The sequence below is a fragment of the Prolixibacter bellariivorans ATCC BAA-1284 genome (genome assembly GCF_000621705.1).
Classification (GTDB): domain Bacteria; phylum Bacteroidota; class Bacteroidia; order Bacteroidales; family Prolixibacteraceae; genus Prolixibacter; species Prolixibacter bellariivorans.
This window is the reverse complement of record NZ_JHXO01000012.1, coordinates 243,710-263,807: the sequence shown is the minus strand read 5'-3', so window position 1 is coordinate 263,807 and position 20,098 is coordinate 243,710. Positions and strand designations below refer to the sequence as shown.

The window sequence follows — 20,098 nt, the reverse complement described above, 5'->3', positions numbered from 1 at the left end:
GGTTCATCTCTGTCGCAAAACGGAGATGAGCCAATTGTTTTCACCGAAATGATTTAACGTGAATAAGATGAGAAGACAATCTTCAAAAGAAAAGAACAAGCCCCTTTTCATATTTAGCCAACTAGCCGTTTCATTATTACTGTTGGCATTGTTTTCCTGTCAACAGGAAAAAGTAGCGCCACCCAAGCCGGTGCTTCCGGTACCAACTGAAAGACAACTTAAATGGCAGGAAATGGAGGTGAATGCTTTCATCCATTTTTCAATCAACACCTTTACCGATAAGGAGTGGGGATATGGAAACGAATCACCGAAGTTATTCAATCCGGTTAGCTTCAATCCCGATCAGTGGATGAAGGTGTTGAAAGAGGCAGGCTTTAAAGGAGTTATTTTGACGTGTAAACATCATGACGGTTTCTGTTTGTGGCCTTCGAAGTATACCGACAGAAGTGTTAAGAATAGTCCGTTTATGGGGGGACATGGCGATGTCGTTAAAGCCGTTTCGGATGCCTGTAAAAAATACGGATTGAAATTCGGTGTTTACTTGTCGCCTTGGGACAGGAGCAGAGCCGATTACGGGAAACCCTCATATATTCAATACTACAGAAATCAGATCACGGAACTGTTTACCAATTATGGTCCGATATACGAGATGTGGTTCGACGGGGCTAACGGCGGTACGGGATATTATGGCGGAGCCAATGAGAAACGGGAAATTGACCGGGCGACCTATTATCACTGGCCCACTACGTTGAAGATGATTCGGGCCATCCAACCAAATGTCCTTTTCTTTAGTGATGCCGGCCCGGATATTCGGTGGTGCGGAAATGAACAGGGATTCATGGATACGACGAACTGGAATACCATCACGACAGATACCTTGTATGCCGGGAAAGCGGGTATAAGTAAATTGTTGGAAACCGGTTCTCCGGATGGAACCAGTTGGGTTCCGGGGGAAGTGGATACATCGATTCGTCCCGGTTGGTTCTATCATTCGAAAGAAGATTCGCTGGTAAAAACACCTGAGCAACTGTTTCATATTTACCTGACATCGGTGGGGAGGGGTTCTAACCTGTTGTTGAACGTGCCGCCCGACAGAGACGGTTTGCTCAATAAAAATGATGTTCAATCGCTTTTGGGCTGGAAGAAATTGATTGATCAAACGTTTGCCACCGACCTGGCTTTAAACTGCAACGTGAAAGCATCAGAGATGCGGGGCAACTCATCGGAATATGCCGGCAAAAATGTGGTCGACGGAAATAAGGATTCTTACTGGGCTACCGATGACGGAATAAAAACGGGAATGCTGACACTTGATTTAGGAGAACCCAAAACAATCGGTTATGTCGCATTGCAGGAATACATTAAATTAGGCCAACGGGTTAAATCGTTTACCGTTTCAGCCTGGATTGACGGACAATGGAAGCAAATAGCTGAGGGAACAACCATCGGGTACAAGCGGATATTGAAATTCAAACCGGTAACGACAGACAAGGTGAAAGTTACTATCCTCGACTCGAAAGCTTGTCCGGTCATCTCCAGGGTAAGTCTTTACTAATATTACTCAGGTACCGGAACAGATAATTCTTATGAAAATGAAAAATATAAGTCTTACAGGTCTCATTGTACTTCTCTTGATATTCAGCAATTTGGGTCGCGCCAGTGCTCAGGATGCCACAGTGACTATTCGTGGAGGGGAATTTATGCAGAACGGCCAGGTACTGAAGATTCATTCCGGAGAGATGCATTATTCCAGAATTCCGAAGCCCTACTGGCAACACCGGTTACAGATGCTGAAAGCGATGGGAATGAACACCGTTGCGACCTATGTTTTCTGGAATTACCATGAAACATCGCCGGGCGTGTGGGATTTTAAGACCGGGAATCACGATCTGGCAGGATTTATCAAACTGGCAGGTGAAGAAGGCTTGAATGTCATTCTTCGTCCCGGCCCGTATATCTGTGGCGAATGGGAGAACGGAGGTTTTCCCTGGTGGTTGCAGAATAATCCCGAATTGCATCTGCGTACCAATAATAAAGCGTTCCTCGATTCGTGTAAAACCTATTTTACGCATTTGCATGCGGAATTAAATGGCTTATTTGCCGACCAGGGAGGGCCCATTATTTTAGTGCAAACCGAGAATGAGTTTGGTTCCTATGTGGCACAGCAAAAAGAGGTATCCGCAGCCGAGCATGAAGCCTATAAGATGGCCATCTTTCATTTGTTGAAAGAGAGTGGTTTTCCTGCACCGTATTTTACGGCTGATGGTGACTGGTTGTTCGAAGGCGGTGCCATTCCGGGTGTTTTACCGGCCGCCAACGGGGAAAATGATGTCGCTAATCTCAAAAAGACAGTTAACAAATTTCACGACGGTAAAGGTCCGTACATGGTCGCAGAGTTTTATCCCGGTTGGTTGGACCACTGGGGCGAACCGTTTGTCCGTGTTCCCACAAAAAAGATTGTCGAGCAGACAAAGAAATACCTGGATGCCGGCGTGAGCTTTAACTTTTACATGGTTCACGGGGGAACAAACTTTGGATTTACCTCCGGGGCCAACTACAATGATAAGCATGACATTCAGCCGGATCTGACCAGTTATGACTATGATGCCCCGATTAGTGAAACGGGTTGGGCGACTCCCAAATACATGGCTATCAGGCAAACCATGCAGCAATATTTGCATCACGCTTTGCCTCCGGTACCAGAAAGAATACCGGTAATGAAGTATGCTTCCCAGCCATTAAAGGCACACATGGATGCTCTGAACTGGTTGACACAACAACAACCGGTTGTTGCCAATCAGCCCAAAACCTTCGAGGAATTGGGACAAGGTTACGGCTATGTTCTTTACCGAAAGAAATTCTCAGATGCTGTATCAGGGACATTAAAGGTGGATGGATTGCGTGATTTTGCGGTGGTTTATGTGAACGGGAAGAAAGTAGGAGAGTTGAATCGCGTATTCAATAAATATGCGCTGCCTGTTCAGATTCCAGCTAATGGAACACTGGATTTATTGGTCGAAAACCTTGGTCGAATTAACTACGGGGCCGAATTGATTCATAATAAGAAAGGAATTATTTCACCGGTCAGTTTAAACGGCTCGGAGGTAGCCGGACATTGGGAAATGTTTAAAATGCCACTGAACACTGCTCCGAGTGTAGGAAACGAGCAGGTTGAAACAGGAAGGCCGGTTTTTTACCAAACGACATTCAAAGTGGATAAACCGGCAGATACGTTCCTTGATATGTCCGACTGGGGGAAAGGTGTGGTATTTGTAAACGGTCATAATTTGGGACGCTATTGGCATATTGGTCCACAGCATACTCTTTATGTTCCCGGATGTTGGTTGAAAAAGGGAGCCAATCAAATTGTCATATTTGAACAATTGGGCAAGAAGCCTCATTCAACTATTTCATTCACCGATAAGCCCATTTTAGGCGAGAAGCAGTGATGGGAATTCTGCCCCAATAGGGGTGTGTAGTTAAAAAAATAAAATATAAACAGATGAAGTTGATGATAAGGATGGTCTGGCTATTCGTAGTGGTAGCGGCGTTGAACGGATGTAGCACGAAAGAAGCTCCACAGCCGGAAATAAACATTGTTCCCAAACCTGCCAAGATGGTTCAGGAGAAAGGTGTTTTTGAGCTAAATGCAGAGACGCCGATCGTGGTGAATGAAGACAGTGCAGAAATAAAGCAAATAGCGGGATTTCTTCAGGCACACCTCAGTGATTTCTACGGGTTAAAGAATAAAGTGGAGGTAGGAGATCTTCCGGTTGACAAAACTGTTTTTATTAGCCTGGATAAAAATCTGAATTTGGGCAAAGAGGCCTATACACTTTCCATCAATCCAAAGAGAATTGTTCTGAAAGCGTCGGCACCGAACGGCCTGTTTTATGGTGTTCAGACGCTCATTCAGCTTTTGCCACACTCAAAAAAGCAGCTAGCTCAGGTAACGTTCCCGGCGTTACAGATTGAAGACTCGCCCCGTTTTTCATGGCGGGGGATGCACCTGGACGTTTCCCGTCATTTTATGCCGGTTTCATTTATCAAAAAGTACATCGATTATATAGCGATGAATAAGATGAATGTGTTTCACTGGCATCTTACCGACGATCAGGGGTGGCGAATTGAAATCAAGAAGTATCCGAAACTGACACAGGTAGGAGCGTGGCGGAAAGAAACGTTGATTGGACATCCAGGGAAAGATAGTAAGTATGACGGAAAGCGTTACGGAGGCTTCTATACGCAGGACCAGATTAAAGAGATTGTAGCTTACGCGAAGGCACGCTATGTAACGGTAGTTCCGGAAATAGAAATGCCCGGTCATGCCATGGCTGCACTTGCCGCCTATCCTGAATTGGGATGTACCGGAGGTCCTTACCAGGTGGGTACCCGATGGGGTGTATACGATGATGTTTACTGTGCCGGCAAGGAAAAGACATTCAAATTTCTGGAAGATGTGCTAACCGAAGTAATGGCGTTGTTTCCCAGTCAATACATTCATATCGGTGGCGATGAATGTCCGAAAACACGTTGGAAGGCATGTCCTTATGACCAGGCTCGTATGAAAAAACTGGGATTGAAGAATGAGGAAGAGCTGCAAAGCTATTTCGTGCAACGTATTGAGAAATTCCTGAATGCCCACGGACGGAAGATGATTGGCTGGGATGAAATTTTAGAAGGAGGTCTGGCACCCAATGCGGTGATTATGTCGTGGAGAGGCGAAAAGGGCGGAATTGCCGCAGCTCAGGCACACCACAGTGTGATTATGACCCCCGGCGGGTATTGTTACTTCGACCACTATCAGGGAAAGCCTGAATCAGAACCGATTGCTTTTGGAGGTTTTACACCGCTGAAGAAGGTATACAGCTATGAGCCGGTACCTAAAGAATTGGCTCCGGATGAGTACAAATACATCCTGGGTTCGCAGGGAAATGTGTGGACCGAGTACATGAAGACGCCTGCTAAAGTTGAGTACATGATATTTCCTCGTATGGCAGCATTGGCTGAAGTCCTTTGGTCGCCGAAAGCGAGCCGTAACTACGATGATTTCCTGAAGCGAATGCGCTCTGAGGTTAAGCTTTATGATGCCTATGGAATCAATTATTGTAAAGATGCGTTCAAATAACGCAGGTTATTCATTCAGAATTGAAAAATTATTCTTTCGCATAGAGTGATTACGATGGTATCGTAAACCAAACAGTCCCGTCAGGTTATTAATCTGGCGGGTTTTTTGTTGAAATGGCGAAGTGTTTGTCAATTTCATACAAAAAATCCGAAAAACAGACCGCTCTGTCCCTCGGATTTCTCTATCAATAGAATCACTGATTGTATCATTTACTCACAACCCGAAGCACCATGGGCTTCCACCAGCAGCTTTTCGGTGACAGCCGCGAGTTGTGTTTCCGGTTTGGCTAAATAAGCGTTGTTTTCAATGGTGACACTCTTGGTTGAAGAGACGCAGGCGCTGGTAATAATTTGGTACAATACATCGCTGCAATCGGTACCGTTGATTGGATATCGAACAAGTAAAATGCAAGGGTTTGACCTGACAGGAAGAGGCTTGAAGAAGAAATGCATGCCTGTTGGTTCAATATTTTTTTAGGGGTTAAATGCAGGCATGCGCTATAAAGGTTCGAGTGAGTCTTTTTCCGGGAATGATGCTTTCGACACGCATCCATTCATTGCTTTCGGTTGGGGGGAGCCCTTTAAATGGTTGAAAAGCTTTAGGGAAAAGTCGTATTTCAGAAAAAATTGCCAAAGAAAGAGGGCCGGAAGGTTAGGAATACGTTCACTATTGAGGAGAAAGGGTTTCAATAACAAAAGATTCGAACAATATGTGGCCCTCTTTCAGATAAAAGGCAATAGTAATCTGCCAGCTTATGGAGCATCGAAATAAAGGCTGGCAGTACCAGGAATACATAGCGCACACTGGGGAAAATTATTGTCGGATGAGAGGTGATTATCTATTCGGTTCGACAAAGAATTGTTTTAGGAAATGCCCCTTATTTTATCGAATCACAAAATTTCTCTTGAAATGGTACGCCCAAAAAAGAGGGGAGATTAGGCCAATTATAGAGTATTGTAGGTTTTTCTCTTTTAGCTATAAAAGGCAGAAAACACAGACAAATAATTGGGATAGATTGATCAGTTGTCTTTTTGCTTTCGAAACTGCCGCACAATCGTCGTCTCTTTTTATTTTCGATATGGGTTATGGATTTATTTTGCTCTATTATGTTTATTTCAATTTCCTGAGATCACATATCTTACAAAAATTGGTATTATGACTTTAAGATAGTAACATTGTATGCAATTTCATGTGTGAAACCAAATTAACGTGATAAGCAAAGGAAAATATTGTTTTCAACGGTTCGTGAATGACAGGTCGCAGACGTCGTTTACGAATTTTTTTGATTGCTATTTTACCCGGTTGACTTCCTTTGCTATAACCATTCTCAAATCAGAAATATTAGCCGAAGAAGTAGTTTTGGATGTCTTTCTCAGGCTGTGGGAAAAGAGAAATAGTCTGGAGCACATCAACAACATAGAGACGTATTTATACATCTCGGTAAGGAATAAATCCATCAGCATTCTAAAATCGGAGCGTGGTTTTTCTTTCAATATGCTGGACGATCTTTCGGTACAGCTGATGACTTATGAGCCCTCAGCTGAGAATGAACTTATCGAGAGCGAGATGTTTGCGAGGTTGAATGAAGCAGTGAACCAGCTTCCTTCTAAATGCAAGATGATCTTTAAATTGCTCAGGGAAGACGGGCTTAACCGGAATGAAGCGGCCCACATCCTGAATATCTCCGTCAAGACGGTGGACAATCAGATTGCTATTGCCGTTCAAAAAATTGCACAGAAGCTAAATATTGATCTCTCCAATCCAAAGAATTCCAGGGGACTTACTTCTTTTTTGTTTTCGTTATAGGCTGATAAATAGCTTGTTCGGTTGCTTTCTTTCTTTCGTGCCTGAAATATTTTAAAATTTCTTTGGGGAAAATTAGCGAAAGTGGTGTCCTTATATCAAACACTAACCATTTGGGATGAAGGATATTTCAGAAATTATTGCCCGTTACCTGCTGAACATTGCTGACAAAGATGAGTTGGATGATCTGTCCCGATGGGAAAGAAAGTCTGAGGATAACTCAAGATTTCTGGGTAGCCTCAGAACTTTTTGGAGTCATCCGTTAGAAGAGAAGTCATCGGGTCTTTTGACGCATGCAAGAGAAAGGTTGCTGACCCGGATCACTCCGGCCGTGGTAACAAAAGGAAAGCGTTCACTATTTTTCAGTTTCTCAAAGATTGCTGCTGTAATCATTTTGCTCATATCAATTGCCGGCGTTTCATCGTATTTCATTTCGAAATCCAATCTCTTCTATAAGAGCAACTGGGTAGAAGTATCCACGCAAGCCGGTCAGCAAAGCAAAGTTACCTTGCCTGACAGCAGTATCGTATGGCTGAATGCCGAGACCGAAGTGAGGTACCATCCTGATCGTAGGGAACGGAAGGTCTACCTGAATGGGGAGGCTTATTTCGAAGTAAAGCACTCCAGCGATTATCCCTTTGTTGTCGAAACGGGTGATGCCAAAGTTCGGGTCCTGGGTACCAAATTTAATGTATCCCATTATCCGGGGGCCGAGTTTGACAAGGTATCCTTATTGTCGGGCAGAATCGAAATGTTGTTGACCGGAAGAAAATCACCGATTGAATTGAAACCTGGAGAAAAAGTGGTCTACCGGCCCACCACTCATGTGATGACGAAAATGAAAGCCAATGTGCAGAATGAGATTTTATGGCGACAAGGAATCCTGGTTTTCGACAATGACTCTTTTAATGAGTTGATCCAAAAATTGGAACGATATTATGCGGTGACCTTTGTTTATGACAAGGAAGCCTTTAACAGTATTCACTATACCGGTACCATTAATAACCTAACGATCGGGAAAGTGCTTGAATTTATTAATCTAACAATTCCTATTGCTTATGACATAAATAACAAAACAATCCGACTTGCGCTGAAAACACAGCGCTAAACAGAAAAAGATAAAGGTGATGCCCGCGCCAACGAACTATCACCTTTACGCAATTGATTTAAATGAATAAATCCATCCAAAACTATGAAAAAAAAACGAGTTCCTGACTGCCTGGCCAAATTCAGGTGGACACAATTATTGCGAGTTATGAAACTAACGACCTTCTTAATCTTTGTCCTGGTCCTCAATGTCTTTTCTGCATCGTCATACTCCCAGAATTCGAAAATTTCAGTGAACGTGGTGAACGGGACGTTGGGGGAGATTTTCAATCAAATTGAAGAGCAATCAGACTATCGCTTTTTCTATCAGAATGAACAGATACGCGAGGTTGGCAGAAATTCGGTGAATCTCTCCGGCGATAGTGTTCCGGATGTTGTGAGTGAAGTGCTGGGGGGTACCAGTTTGACTTATAAACTAGCCGGAAAGAATATTATCATATATCCGAAGACCGAAACGTCCGATAATGACATTGCACAACAGCAGCATACTATATCGGGGAAAGTAACGGATACTTCCGGAGAACCGCTACCGGGTGTTACCATCGTGGTAAAAGGTACGACCAATGGTACGGTGACTGGTCCGGACGGATATTATACGATAGGCAATGTTCCGGAGAATGCTGTTCTGATTTTCTCCTTCATTGGAATGAAAACCCAGGAAATCCAGGTAAAAGATCAGACGACGATTAACCTGGTGATGGAAGGCGAAACGGTCGGTTTACAGGAAGTGGTAGCCATTGGGTATGGTGTACAAAAGAAAAAGCTGGTAACCGGTGCTACCTCGCAGATCAGCAGTAAAAATATTGAACAGAGCAAGACGGTTTCCGTCGTCGATGCCATGAAATCTTTTACTTCAGGGGTCCAGATAGTAAAAAAGTCAGGACAGCCCGGTGAAAGTTACAATATCAATATTCGCGGTATGGGAACCATTGGTAACGCAACGCCTTTATTCATCGTTGATGGAACTCCGGTATCGAATATCGATTTTATCAATCCATCCGACATCCAGTCTATCGATGTTCTGAAGGATGCGGCTTCTTCTGCCATTTACGGTTCCCGTGCGGCAAACGGTGTTATCCTTATAACGACGAAGAAAGGCAGATTTGAGACAAAACCAACCATTACATATGACGGATATTACGGGCTTCAGAACCTGTATAAAACGGTGCCTTTGTTGAATGCCCCGGAATATGCAGCCATGATGAATGAGGCGCGGATCAATGATAAGCTGATGCCTTATGATTATGCCAGTATTATTCCCAACTGGAGTGATATTGAGAGTGGAAAAAGTAAAGGAACCAACTGGCTGGACGCCATCACGGTTAAAGATGCCCCGATACAGAACCACTCACTGGGATTTAACGGAGGCACGAAGAGTTCATCTTATTCCATCGGTTTCTCCTACACTTCGCAGGATGGAATCTTGGGTAAGCCGGTAGCATCTTCTTACGACAGATACAACGTCAGGGTAAATACGGAGCATATCATCTATCAGCATAACAACCGGGATATTCTGAAGATCGGTGAAAACATTGTCTATAGTTATTATGAAAAGTCCGGTATTGCCATCGGCGGTATGTACAACAATGCCATCCGGAATATGCTATCTACTACTCCCCTGATGCCTTTGTACGATGACAAAGGAAATTACCACTACGCCATCGACGCATGGGATGTCAGAGTTGCTAACCCAGTAGGAGTGATGGATTATAACAGTCGGAATATCTCCAAAAATCACCGGTTGCTGGCGAGTGCTTTCGCAGAACTGCAACCTATAAAGGATTTAACCATCAAAAGTAGTTTTGGTTATTCTCTTTCGGGCTCAAGCTATAGAAGCTACGTCCCGGCTTATCGATTGAGTGAGCGTGCTTTTAACAATGAAAGCGATATTTATCACAGCATGTCTCTGGGCTCCGGTTACACGTTTGAAAATACCGCGAATTATGTTTTCACTATAAAAGGGGAGCATAAGTTTAACATATTGGCAGGAAACACTATACAAAAGGATGGTATCGGTGAATCTATCACCGGTCAGAATGTGAACAGTATATTCGATGATCTGGAGCATGCTTACCTAATCAATGCGGAGAAGATAGATGCCAAAAATACACAGCTATCCAGTTATCCCTGGGGAGAGAACATGTTGCTCTCCTATTTCGGAAGGTTGAACTATAATTTTCGCGAGAAGTATCTGTTGACCCTGGTTGCCCGGGCTGACGGTTCTTCAAAATTTGCCCGGGGCAAACGCTGGGGATATTTCCCATCTGTAGCAGCCGGCTGGATTGCATCCAGTGAACCTTTTATGAAAGGAACAGAAAAGTGGCTGGATTTTCTAAAAGTCAGGGCCAGTTGGGGACAAAACGGAAATCAGAACATTGATTCTTTCCAGTATTTGTCATCCATCGCTTTCGATGCAAGCTATTACACACTGGATAAAACAAACCGCCTGGTTGGCGCTTACCCGAGTATCATGCCGAACCCGGATATCACCTGGGAGACCTCTGAGCAGACAGATGTCGGGTTAGATTCCCGGTTCTTTGGAAGTAAGCTGTCATTCAGTTTCGACTGGTACAAGAAAACCACGAAAGATTGGCTGGTCAGGGCTCCTGCGCTGGCAAGCTATGGAACTACAGCTCCCTATATCAATGGCGGTGACGTGGAAAATACCGGGGTCGAATTTTCACTACAGTGGAACGATCAGATAGGTGAGCTCCATTATCGTGTCGGCGCGAATTTATCCCACAACAGGAACCGAATTACCCGAATTGCTAACTCGGAAAAAATTATTCACGGTCCCACCAATATTTTGGCCGATCTAACTAGTGAGATTTTCCGGGCTGAAGAGGGAATGCCAATCGGCTATTTCTGGGGATACAAAACGGATGGGATTTTTCAAAACGAACAGGAAGTGCTGGATTACAAAAATTCTAAAGGAGAGTTGATTCAGCCGGATGCAACACCGGGGGACGTCCGTTTTGTCAATATGAATGATGATAATATCATCGATGACAAAGATAAAGTTGAGATTGGCGATCCTAACCCCGATTTTATATTTGGCATGAGTATCGGTGCCGATTACAAGGGATTTGATATTTCGGTAAATGCCAATGGGGTAGCTGGTAATCAAATTATTCGTTCCTACCGGGATTTCGGGATTTATCCCCGTCATAATTATACCACCGAGATTTTTGGACGATGGCATGGAGAAGGAACATCGAGCCGGCTGCCGAAACTTTCAACACTGTCGTCGATTAATGCTACCAACATTTCAGATTTATATATTGAAAATGGCGATTACCTGAGAATTTCAGATGTCTCTTTTGGGTATGATTTCAAGACCCTGTATCGTCAGTTACCTTTCCAAAAACTACGTGCCTACATCGCTGTGCAGAACCTGTATACGTTTACCAACTATTCAGGTATGGATCCGGAAGTGGGGTACAACGGTGGAGTGAGTTTTGGCTCCGGTATCGATTTAGGCTACTACCCAAGCCCGAGAACGGTCATGTTTGGTTTCAACATTGTACTTTAAAAAATTCAGACTATGAAAAAGATATTCTATTTGTTGGGTGTCATCCTGATTTTCAGCCAGTGCTCCAATAATTTTCTGGATACGGAGCCACTCACTATGAAAGTGAATACCAGTTTTTATAAAACCCCTGATGATGTTCAGGAAGCACTATACGGAATTTACAGCCTGATGAATCCGGGAACGAACCTGTTCAAACATAGCTTCTTCGTTTCTGAATTGATGTCAGATGACCGTTTTGGTGGCGGTGGTACAGTGGATCCGGAACTTCAGGCGATAGCGGATTTTAAAAACTATTCGTATGATATGTATTTGTTTCCCTGGCAACAGGATTATAAGGGAGTCTACCGGTCCAATATGCTACTGGAGAGTATCTCGCAGGTAGCAGATTGGGACTCGGAAACACAACAAGCCCGGTTAGAAGGAGAAGCTTTGTTTATGAGAGCATTTTTCTACTTTGATTTGGCCCGGATGTTCGGTACCGTTCCTCTCGTACTGAAAACAGAACCAGAGAACCTGCCCAAAGCCGTACCGGAAGAGTTATATGCCCAGATTGCACTGGATTTGAAACAGGCAATCGAAAAACTTCCGGATACTCCTTACTCGGTTGATGATATTGGACGGGCAACCAAATGGGCTGCCGAAGGGTATATGGCACGTGTGTTCCTGTTTTATACCGGCGTTTATGGTAAGACTGAATTGCCGTTACCCGAGGGTGGTAAGGTTACCAAAGCTGAAGTAATTGGTTATATCGACGATTGCGTAGCCAACAGTGGTCGTAAGTTGACTAGTGATTTTCGTAACCAATGGCCTTATGCCTATGCCGGCGATGTGTATCCCTATGCGAAAGATAATGACCTTTCCTGGGTAGGTGAGGAAGGAGGAAACACCGAAGCGATGTTCTCCATTCGGTTCTCTATTCAGTCAGCTACTTGTAACCGTTTTAACCTGTTTTTCGGATTGAGAATGCAAAATACCTATCCGTTTGGATATGGATGGGGATGTGGTCCGGTTAATCCTCAGTTATGGGATTCATGGAGTGACGATGATGTCCGGAAAATTGGTTCAATATGTAATGTGAATGATGAAAATATCGGGTATGTCTCATCACCGGATCAGGTAGAGGAAACATTTCTCTGGCAGAAGAAATACATGCCGGTGAATATTGAGGTTGACGGAGCCAGTAAAAGTATGTTCACGCAGATTTATGCACCTGATCAAAAACAGGATAACATGACCTGTAATACTCAGGAAGTAGTCCTTCTGCGGTTGGCGGATGTCATGCTGATGGGGGCTGAAGTGGGATCAACCAAAGCCCAGGAGTATCTCGATGATGTTAGGGACCGCGTTCATTTGCCAAGTGTTCCCGTAACGTTGGACAATATCAAGATGGAAAGACGTCATGAACTGGCATTTGAAGGAGTAAGGTACTACGATTTGCTTAGGTGGCATGATGCTGAAAAAGCATTTAGTGCCGTTTCAAATATCCCGGTTATTACCGGAGGTAAACAAACCACGTATTCGGTAGCATTTAATCCTGAGACGAAAGGGTTTCTACCGATACCTGAATCCCAGATTTTGTTGTCGGAAGGCGTTCTCGAACAAAACCCTGGCTGGTAGTAAAGCAATACAAACCTAAGAATTCAAAAAGAGATGAAAAAAATATTCATATTTCTGTTTGTCACAATGCTGATTGCATCATGTGATCCCATTGAGGACAGGGATTCTCTTCCTGTCCTGAAAAGCGCGGATGAGGTAGCTCAGGAAATTGATCTGAAAGTGGAGAGTGTAACTCCGGGAAGCAACGAGATTGCTGTTTCTGTCAAAGATGGTAGTATCGTTCTTTGGAAGGCAGATGGTCTGAGTTCTTTCGAAACAACAGACACGCTCAAATTAACGTCCCTTGGCAAAAAAGATATCATTTGCGATGTAGTAACAGACGGTGGTACTGTCAGTATCCAAAGAGAAGTAGAGGTGACCGTTTTGGAGGGGTTAGTCCCGGAACCATTGTCTTACCTGGTGGGCTCTTTTGGAGACGGGGTGACCTGGGTATACGCCACCGATTATGGAGACGGAACCCAACATTGGTATTTGTCCAGTCCTACCAATTGGGAAGAACTCTGGTGGTCTCCAGTTGCTGATGGAACCAACCCGGCAGATGGCGGATTTGAAGATGAGTTGTTCTTCAGCCGTGCCGACGATGTCAATACCCTGAAGATAACAACGTCTCCCGGGGCAGAACCGAAAAGCAGCGAATTTGAGTTTGATGCCGACAACATGACCATCACCCTGAAGGATATGGATCTGTGTGACTACGATTATGTATTTGTACCTGATGTCCGGACTTACGAGATAAAATTGCTGAATGAGAATGAACTCGTGCTGTTCCAGGATTGTGCCGGAAGTGCTAAGAATCTGGGTTGGGTGTGGCGATTTAAGAAAAAAGGATACCGGTACTAAAACCGAAAACCATGTCTGTAATTGGAATTGACCTCGGGGGAACGAAACTGATCAGTGCTATTTTTTCTGAAGATGGAGAGATACTGGATGTAAGAAAGGTATTGCTTCATGGGAAAAAAGGCAATGAGGTCAGTGAATTGATGCAATCACAGTTAAAGTCGTTGCTGACAATTGGCGATTCGTCCGCGGATCAGGTGAGAGCCGTTGGCATCTCGGTTCCCGGAATCTACAATGCCGGTTCCGGAACGGTCTGGGTGCCCAATATCGATGGATGGGATAACTACCCTCTATTGAGTGAGTTGTCCGAAACGATAGGAGGAAGGAAAATCGATATAGAAGTTGCCGGAGATCGGGCTTGTTATATCCTCGGGGAAACCTGGAAAGGGAAAGCCCGGGGATGTCAAAATGCCATTTTTCTAGCCGTTGGAACAGGAATCGGCGCCGGCATAATGATCGATGGTGAAGTTGTCAAGGGTCCCGGCGGTATCGCCGGGGCCGTTGGTTGGCTTGCACTCAACAAACCATACGAGGATAAATACATTCCCTGCGGGTGTTTTGAATATTATGCATCAGGAGATGGACTGACCCGGTATGCGAATGAGTTGTTGTCTTTGCAGCCTGACTATTCGGGAATGTTCCGGACCCGGGAGGTAAATGCTTATAACCTGTTCTGTGCATATGATGACAGCGATGAAATTGCGGTTCAGGTAATCGACAATGCCATCGAATACTGGGGGATGGCTGTAGCGAATCTGGTGAGTATCCTAAATCCTGAGGTGGTTATCTTCGGTGGAGGGGTATTTGGCGAGGCAGTACGATTTCTTGACAAAATTTATCAGGAGGCCGTAAAATGGGGACAGCCCATTGCTATGAAACAGGTTCGGTTGGAAGCTTCCTGGAACGCTGAAATGGCTGGTCTTTATGGCGCGGCTAAACTGGCAATAGGTTACGATGACAATTTAAGCGAATAACCATGGATACACGAAAACTTCAATTCTTTGTCACCGGCTTGGTAATGATGTTGTTTGGCATTACAATGGTGGTGGTCGGAACCATCAACGACTTTCTGACTTCTACTTATCAGGTTGACAGAATTTTTATTGGGTTCTGTGCTTCCATGTTGACCACGGGTATCCTGTTTGGTTCCTTTACTTTTGGAGCGATTGTCGATTTTTATGGTTATAAGCCCATCATGATTCTGGGAATCCTCTTCGTTATTATCGGAATAGAGGGAATTATTTATGCTCCGTATGTATCGGTTATTCCTTACCTTTTTTTGTTAATAGGAGTCGGCGGGGGAGTTATCAATGGAGTCACTAATCTAATCGTGGCCATTCTTTATCCCGAAAATGCCGGTGCCTGGATCAGTTTATTGGGAGTCTTTTACGGGGTTGGAGCGTTTGGATTTCCATTGTTGACATCCATTCTGTTGGATTCGGGTTTAGATTACCAGGCCATCTTGTTCATTACCGGTCTGGTGCTGGTAATTCCCTTAGTGTTCGTACTATTCGTGAAGTTTCCGGCTCCTAAACGGGAAAAGCCGGTGAAAATGCGGGAATACCTCGGCTTCTTTACTAAACCGGCGATTATTATTATTGGTTTGGTTCTCTTTTTTCAGAGTGCCGTTGAAGCGATCCTTCCGACCTGGGCTCCTACGTTCCTGAAAGATACATTTCATGTGGATTATTCAAGGGCACTTTATGCAATAACCGTTAGCTGTGTCAGTATTGCACTGACCCGACTCTTTTTAAGTCAACTCTTAAAAAAAGTGTCATCCTTTAAGGTGTTGTTATTCAGTTTGATTGTTGCCATGGTTGGAATTCTGATTATGGGATTGGGACCCAAATTCTGGGTGTCCCTGTCTGGGATTGCGCTCATCGGTGTGGGGCTGGCAGCATCTTTTCCGGTTATGCTGGACTATGCAGCTGATGTATTTCCCGGTTATACCGGAATCGTTTTCAGTATTGTAATCGGAATAGCCCTGGTTGGGAACATATTACTGAATTTGCTGACTGGTTATATCTTGCAGTTGTTGGGGATGAGCATGTTAAGTGTGTTGCTCATACTGTTTGTTTCAATCATCATAGCATTACTGTATGCTGTGAAATATAAAATAATTAAACAATAGATTTATGATAGCTAAAGAATGGTTGAATAACGCGCACGGCGTTATGAACAAAATTGAGGAAACTCAAATGGAAAATATCAGGAAAGCGGCGATGATCATGGCTGACTCCATTGAGAAAGAACGGTGGGTTCATACTTTCGGTTGTGGTCATGCTACCTTGCCAATACAGGATATTTATCCGCGAATTGGTGGGTTTGTAGGCTTTCATCCGATGCTGGAATTGCCGCTGACATTTTTTACGAACATTACCAACGGAATGAGTGTGCAGAATTTCGTATTTCTGGAGAAAGTAGAGGGATACGGAACCGAGATCATGAAAGGTTATAGGTTTCATAAGGACGACTGTTTTTGGATTTTTTCCCACACAGGCATTAACCCGGTAAATATCGACATTGCATTGAAGGTTAAAGAGATGGGAAACAAACTTATTGTTTTCGGGTCGGCTGCTGAGGCCGAGGGTAAGAAATCAAGACACTCCAGTGGCAAGACGTTATTTGATCTGGCTGATGTTCTTGTCGATTCCTGTGTACCTGCACAAGATGCTTCTGTACCGTTGAAGAATCACTTTGATAAAGTGGGACCGGTCTCTACGATGGCTTTTGTCACCGCGACCTGGATGACGGTACTGACAGCGGCAGAGATTCTGGCAGACAGGGGAGTGAAGCTGTATATCCATCCATCACATAATGTGCCTGGAGACACAACTGCTCAAGAGCGCCTTCAGTCTTGCCTGACTGAATATAAGAAAAGAATTAATGGAGTTTAGACTAGTAGTTTGGTTCGTTAGATTCAGTGGAATGAGGAGGCATGACTAATTTCGCAGGTTGTGCTGTTCCTCATTCCCTTAATGATAACCGGTTAAAAATATTGGTGATGAAATATTGTTTATTCGCAGTGTTTGTTGTCCTGATGACATCCTGCCACTCCCGGGAGGAAAGTGTATGGATCAGGATTAATCAGGTAGGATATATGCCCGATGCAGTTAAGAATGCCGTCTATGTAAGTAATTCAGATGGAGGTATAACAGAATTCTCAATTTTCTCGGCTGACGGAGATGAGAAAGTTTACGAATCGGAGCAGGTCACTGAATTTCCGGAGTGGGGACCTTTTCAAAAAAGCTACAGACTCAATTTTTCCGATTGGAAAGAACCTGGTCAGTACTATATTCAGGTCGGAGAGGTGAAATCTCCTGTTTTTCAAATAGGGAATGACGTATACGCCCATATGGCGGATTACATTCTTCAGTATATGAGACAACAGCAGTGCGGGTATAATCCGTTTTACAAGGATTCCTGTCACGTGAAAGACGGATTCATCATTTATAACCCGGACAAAAAAATCGATTCGACGCACATCGATGTGATCGGCGGATGGCATGATGCTACCGACTATCTGCAATATGTGACTACTTCGGCAAATGCCACCTATCAAATGCTTTTTGCCTATCAACAAAATCCTTCAGTTTACGGAGATCACTACCAGGCAAACGGGGATCCGGGGAGCAATGGTATTCCTGATATATTGGATCAGGCCAAGTGGGGACTTGATTGGCTGGATAAGATGAACCCCTCCGAAGGGCAGATGTACAATCAGATTGCTGATGACCGTGATCACATAGGCTTTAAGTTGCCGGATAAAGACACGGCTGACTATGGCAGAGGAAAAGGTGGAGAGAGACCTGTTTATTTTTGCACAGGTAAACCCCAGGGATCGACTGCTCACCAAAACAATGCAACGGGTATTGCTTCCACGGCCGGGAAATATGCTTCGGCTTTTGCTCTTGGAAGTAAGCTCCTAAAAAAATATTATCCTGAATTTTCGGAGAGAATCTTCAAAAAAGCGTCGGAAGCTTATGATTTTGGTAAGAAAAATCCTGGAGTATGCCAGACGGCGTGTTATGTGTCTCCCTACTTTTACGAGGAGGGTAACTGGGTCGATGATATGGAGCTGGCGGCTGCACAACTTTATCTTCTGACCAAAAATGAAATCTATCTGAAGGACGCCATAGGCTATGGGAAACAGGAGCCGGTTACTCCTTGGATGGGCGCCGATACCGCCAGGCATTATCAATGGTATCCGTTCATCAACTTGGGACACTATTATTTGGCTTACGGGACAGGGGACAAGGAAGCCTCCTCCTTGTTTGACCATTACTATCAACAGGGAATACAACGTGTTTTTAACAAAGGAAAAAATAATCCCTTTTTTATTGGAATACCTTTTATCTGGTGTTCCAATAATTTGGTCGTAGCCATGGCCACACAGTCTAATTTGTACCGCAAAGCGACCGGGGATGAGCAATATCAGGAAATGGAACAGTCATTAATTGATTGGCTGTTTGGCTGTAATCCCTGGGGTACCAGTATGATCATCGGAATTCCCGGAAACGGCGATTTCCCGACTCAGACTCATTCCGGAGCAGTCGTTCTGTTAAACCGGCAACCGCTTGGAGGATTGGTGGATGGCCCGATATACCGCTCCATTTTTGAACAGCATATTGGTTCAGGTTTATCAGGAGAAGATCCCTATCGGGCATTCCAGTCTTCTGTAGCGGTGTATCATGATGACACAGGAGATTATTCTACCAATGAACCGACAATGGATGGCACAGCCAGTCTGAGCTATCTGCTTTCGGCTCTCGAATCGGAAGGAAAGAAAGAGAACCGGGACTGATTTTTTGTTGGGGAATATGCCGGGAGTTGTCTATTCCTCTTTACATTCGTTTTAGTAAACAAAAAAAACTGAAAGGAAAAGTTCGGAATGACACAACTCCTTTTAGACTTTGAGATTGAAGTGTCAGTTCAAGAAAAGGCTATTTATGATGAAGAACTATATCATTAAAAACGGAAGAATCATACTGAAAGACAGTATTCTGAACGGTTTCGATATTGTTGTCGAGAACAACACCATTACCGATATCTCGCAAGACGTGGCAGTTGCTGGAAATTTCACGATCATTGATGCTAAGCAGGCATACGTTTCTCCAGGTTTTGTTGAAGTACACATCCATGGGTGTGGAACTTATGGTTTCGATATCCTGGATGCGGGTGACTTGGAAAGGGCTGCCGGGTTTCTGAAACAAAACGGAATCAATACGTTTGTGCCGACCTTCCAATACAACCGGGAGGTTGTGAATGACGTGGTGCGGAAAATTCAGCAGTCAGACTTGCTGGCCGATATACCTGGTATTTACATTGAGGGGCCCTTTATCAGCAAGGAGAAAAAAGGGGGCATTTCAGCAGATTATATCTTCGATTTCAACCGTGAGGGGTTGGAACAAATCGTCGGTGAGGCAGGAGGATTATTGAAACTGATGACCATCGCACCGGAGAAGGAAGGGAGCCGGGAGATGACTGCCTACTTGAATGAACATGGTATCGTTCCCTGTTATGGCCATTCGGATTGTGAATTAAAGGATGTAGATATACCGGGAAAGTATAAAACGAATATTACTCATCTTTTCAATGCCATGTCCGGAGTGTCTCATAAACGGAGCGGTCTGGCCATGCTGCCATTCATCAACCACGACACTTTCTTTGAATTGAACGGCGACGGAATTCACTTAAATGATGAGACCATCCGGATGTGTTATTCCAGCCTGAACAAGGAGAAGCTTGTCATGATTTCTGATGCGGTGGTATCCGCAGGGTTGGAATATGGCGAATATACTTCCTATAACAGGGAAATCGTATCAAATGAATACGGTGTCAGGTATAAAGATGACAATGTTTTAATGGGCTCCAATCTTTTGGTCAACCAAATCTTAAAACGGTTTGTGGAACAGACAGGAGCTCCGGTGTGCGAGGCTGTTAGGTTTGTATCTTATAATCCCTGCCAGCTTTTGGGAATTGACCACCGAAGAGGAAGTATTGAAATAGGTAAGGACGATGATTTGATTCTTCTAGATCAGGAACTGAATGTAATTGAAAATTTAAAGAAGTAA

General features: G+C 44.1%; 14 protein-coding genes. 13 read left to right on the top strand and 1 reads right to left on the bottom strand.

What is annotated here, in order from left to right:
* The first annotated feature begins 67 nt into the window (after positions 1-67).
* Genes T426_RS0117535 through T426_RS24170 form a run of 3 tightly spaced genes read left to right on the top strand, consistent with a single transcriptional unit; the run spans position 68 to position 5,128 of the window.
* Positions 68-1,555, top strand: coding sequence for an alpha-L-fucosidase (locus T426_RS0117535; protein WP_025864992.1), 1,488 nt, complete (start codon positions 68-70; stop codon positions 1,553-1,555).
* A gap of 37 nt (positions 1,556-1,592) precedes the next feature.
* On the top strand, positions 1,593-3,449 hold the full coding sequence (locus T426_RS0117530) for a beta-galactosidase (RefSeq protein ID WP_036985495.1): 1,857 nt from the start codon (positions 1,593-1,595) through the stop codon (positions 3,447-3,449).
* Between the two features lie 53 nt (positions 3,450-3,502).
* Positions 3,503-5,128 carry a beta-N-acetylhexosaminidase gene (locus T426_RS24170; protein WP_036985489.1) on the top strand — a complete coding sequence of 542 codons (1,626 nt, stop codon included), beginning with the start codon at positions 3,503-3,505 and terminating at the stop codon, positions 5,126-5,128.
* Positions 5,129-5,337: 209 nt separating this feature from the next.
* Here T426_RS24170 and T426_RS0117520 read toward each other — a convergent pair whose 3' ends face one another.
* Positions 5,338-5,580 carry a hypothetical protein gene (locus T426_RS0117520; RefSeq protein ID WP_025864990.1) on the bottom strand — a complete coding sequence of 81 codons (243 nt, stop codon included), beginning with the start codon at positions 5,578-5,580 and terminating at the stop codon, positions 5,338-5,340.
* Positions 5,581-6,337: 757 nt separating this feature from the next.
* Between T426_RS0117520 and T426_RS24165 the strand changes: the two genes are divergently transcribed.
* The 10 genes from T426_RS24165 to nagA all read left to right on the top strand — a co-directional run bounded on the left by T426_RS24165 (position 6,338) and on the right by nagA (position 20,098).
* On the top strand, positions 6,338-6,934 hold the full coding sequence (locus T426_RS24165) for an RNA polymerase sigma-70 factor (RefSeq protein WP_234406755.1): 597 nt from the start codon (positions 6,338-6,340) through the stop codon (positions 6,932-6,934).
* Positions 6,935-7,049: 115 nt separating this feature from the next.
* Entirely contained in the window at positions 7,050-8,039 is a 990-nt protein-coding gene (locus tag T426_RS0117500; RefSeq protein WP_025864986.1) for a FecR family protein, read from the top strand.
* A gap of 84 nt (positions 8,040-8,123) precedes the next feature.
* Entirely contained in the window at positions 8,124-11,570 is a 3,447-nt protein-coding gene (locus T426_RS0117495) for a TonB-dependent receptor (protein ID WP_025864985.1), read from the top strand.
* A 12-nt stretch (positions 11,571-11,582) separates the two neighbouring features.
* A complete protein-coding gene (locus T426_RS0117490; RefSeq protein ID WP_025864984.1) occupies positions 11,583-13,187 on the top strand; it encodes a RagB/SusD family nutrient uptake outer membrane protein in 1,605 nt (534 codons plus the stop codon).
* Positions 13,188-13,220: 33 nt separating this feature from the next.
* Positions 13,221-14,027 (top strand): hypothetical protein, encoded by an 807-nt coding sequence (locus tag T426_RS0117485; RefSeq protein WP_027586046.1) that lies wholly within the window; start codon positions 13,221-13,223, stop codon positions 14,025-14,027.
* Between the two features lie 11 nt (positions 14,028-14,038).
* Positions 14,039-14,998, top strand: a complete 960-nt coding sequence (locus tag T426_RS0117480) for an ROK family protein (protein ID WP_025864982.1) — start codon at positions 14,039-14,041, stop codon at positions 14,996-14,998.
* Positions 14,999-15,000: 2 nt separating this feature from the next.
* Positions 15,001-16,155, top strand: a complete 1,155-nt coding sequence (locus T426_RS0117475) for an MFS transporter (protein ID WP_027586045.1) — start codon at positions 15,001-15,003, stop codon at positions 16,153-16,155.
* Between the two features lie 4 nt (positions 16,156-16,159).
* Positions 16,160-16,921, top strand: a complete 762-nt coding sequence (locus tag T426_RS0117470; protein WP_025864981.1) for a sugar isomerase domain-containing protein — start codon at positions 16,160-16,162, stop codon at positions 16,919-16,921.
* A gap of 107 nt (positions 16,922-17,028) precedes the next feature.
* Positions 17,029-18,828 carry a glycoside hydrolase family 9 protein gene (locus T426_RS0117465; protein WP_025864980.1) on the top strand — a complete coding sequence of 600 codons (1,800 nt, stop codon included), beginning with the start codon at positions 17,029-17,031 and terminating at the stop codon, positions 18,826-18,828.
* Between the two features lie 145 nt (positions 18,829-18,973).
* Positions 18,974-20,098: an N-acetylglucosamine-6-phosphate deacetylase gene (gene nagA / locus T426_RS0117460; RefSeq protein WP_027586044.1), complete on the top strand. Its 1,125-nt coding sequence runs from the start codon at positions 18,974-18,976 to the stop codon at positions 20,096-20,098.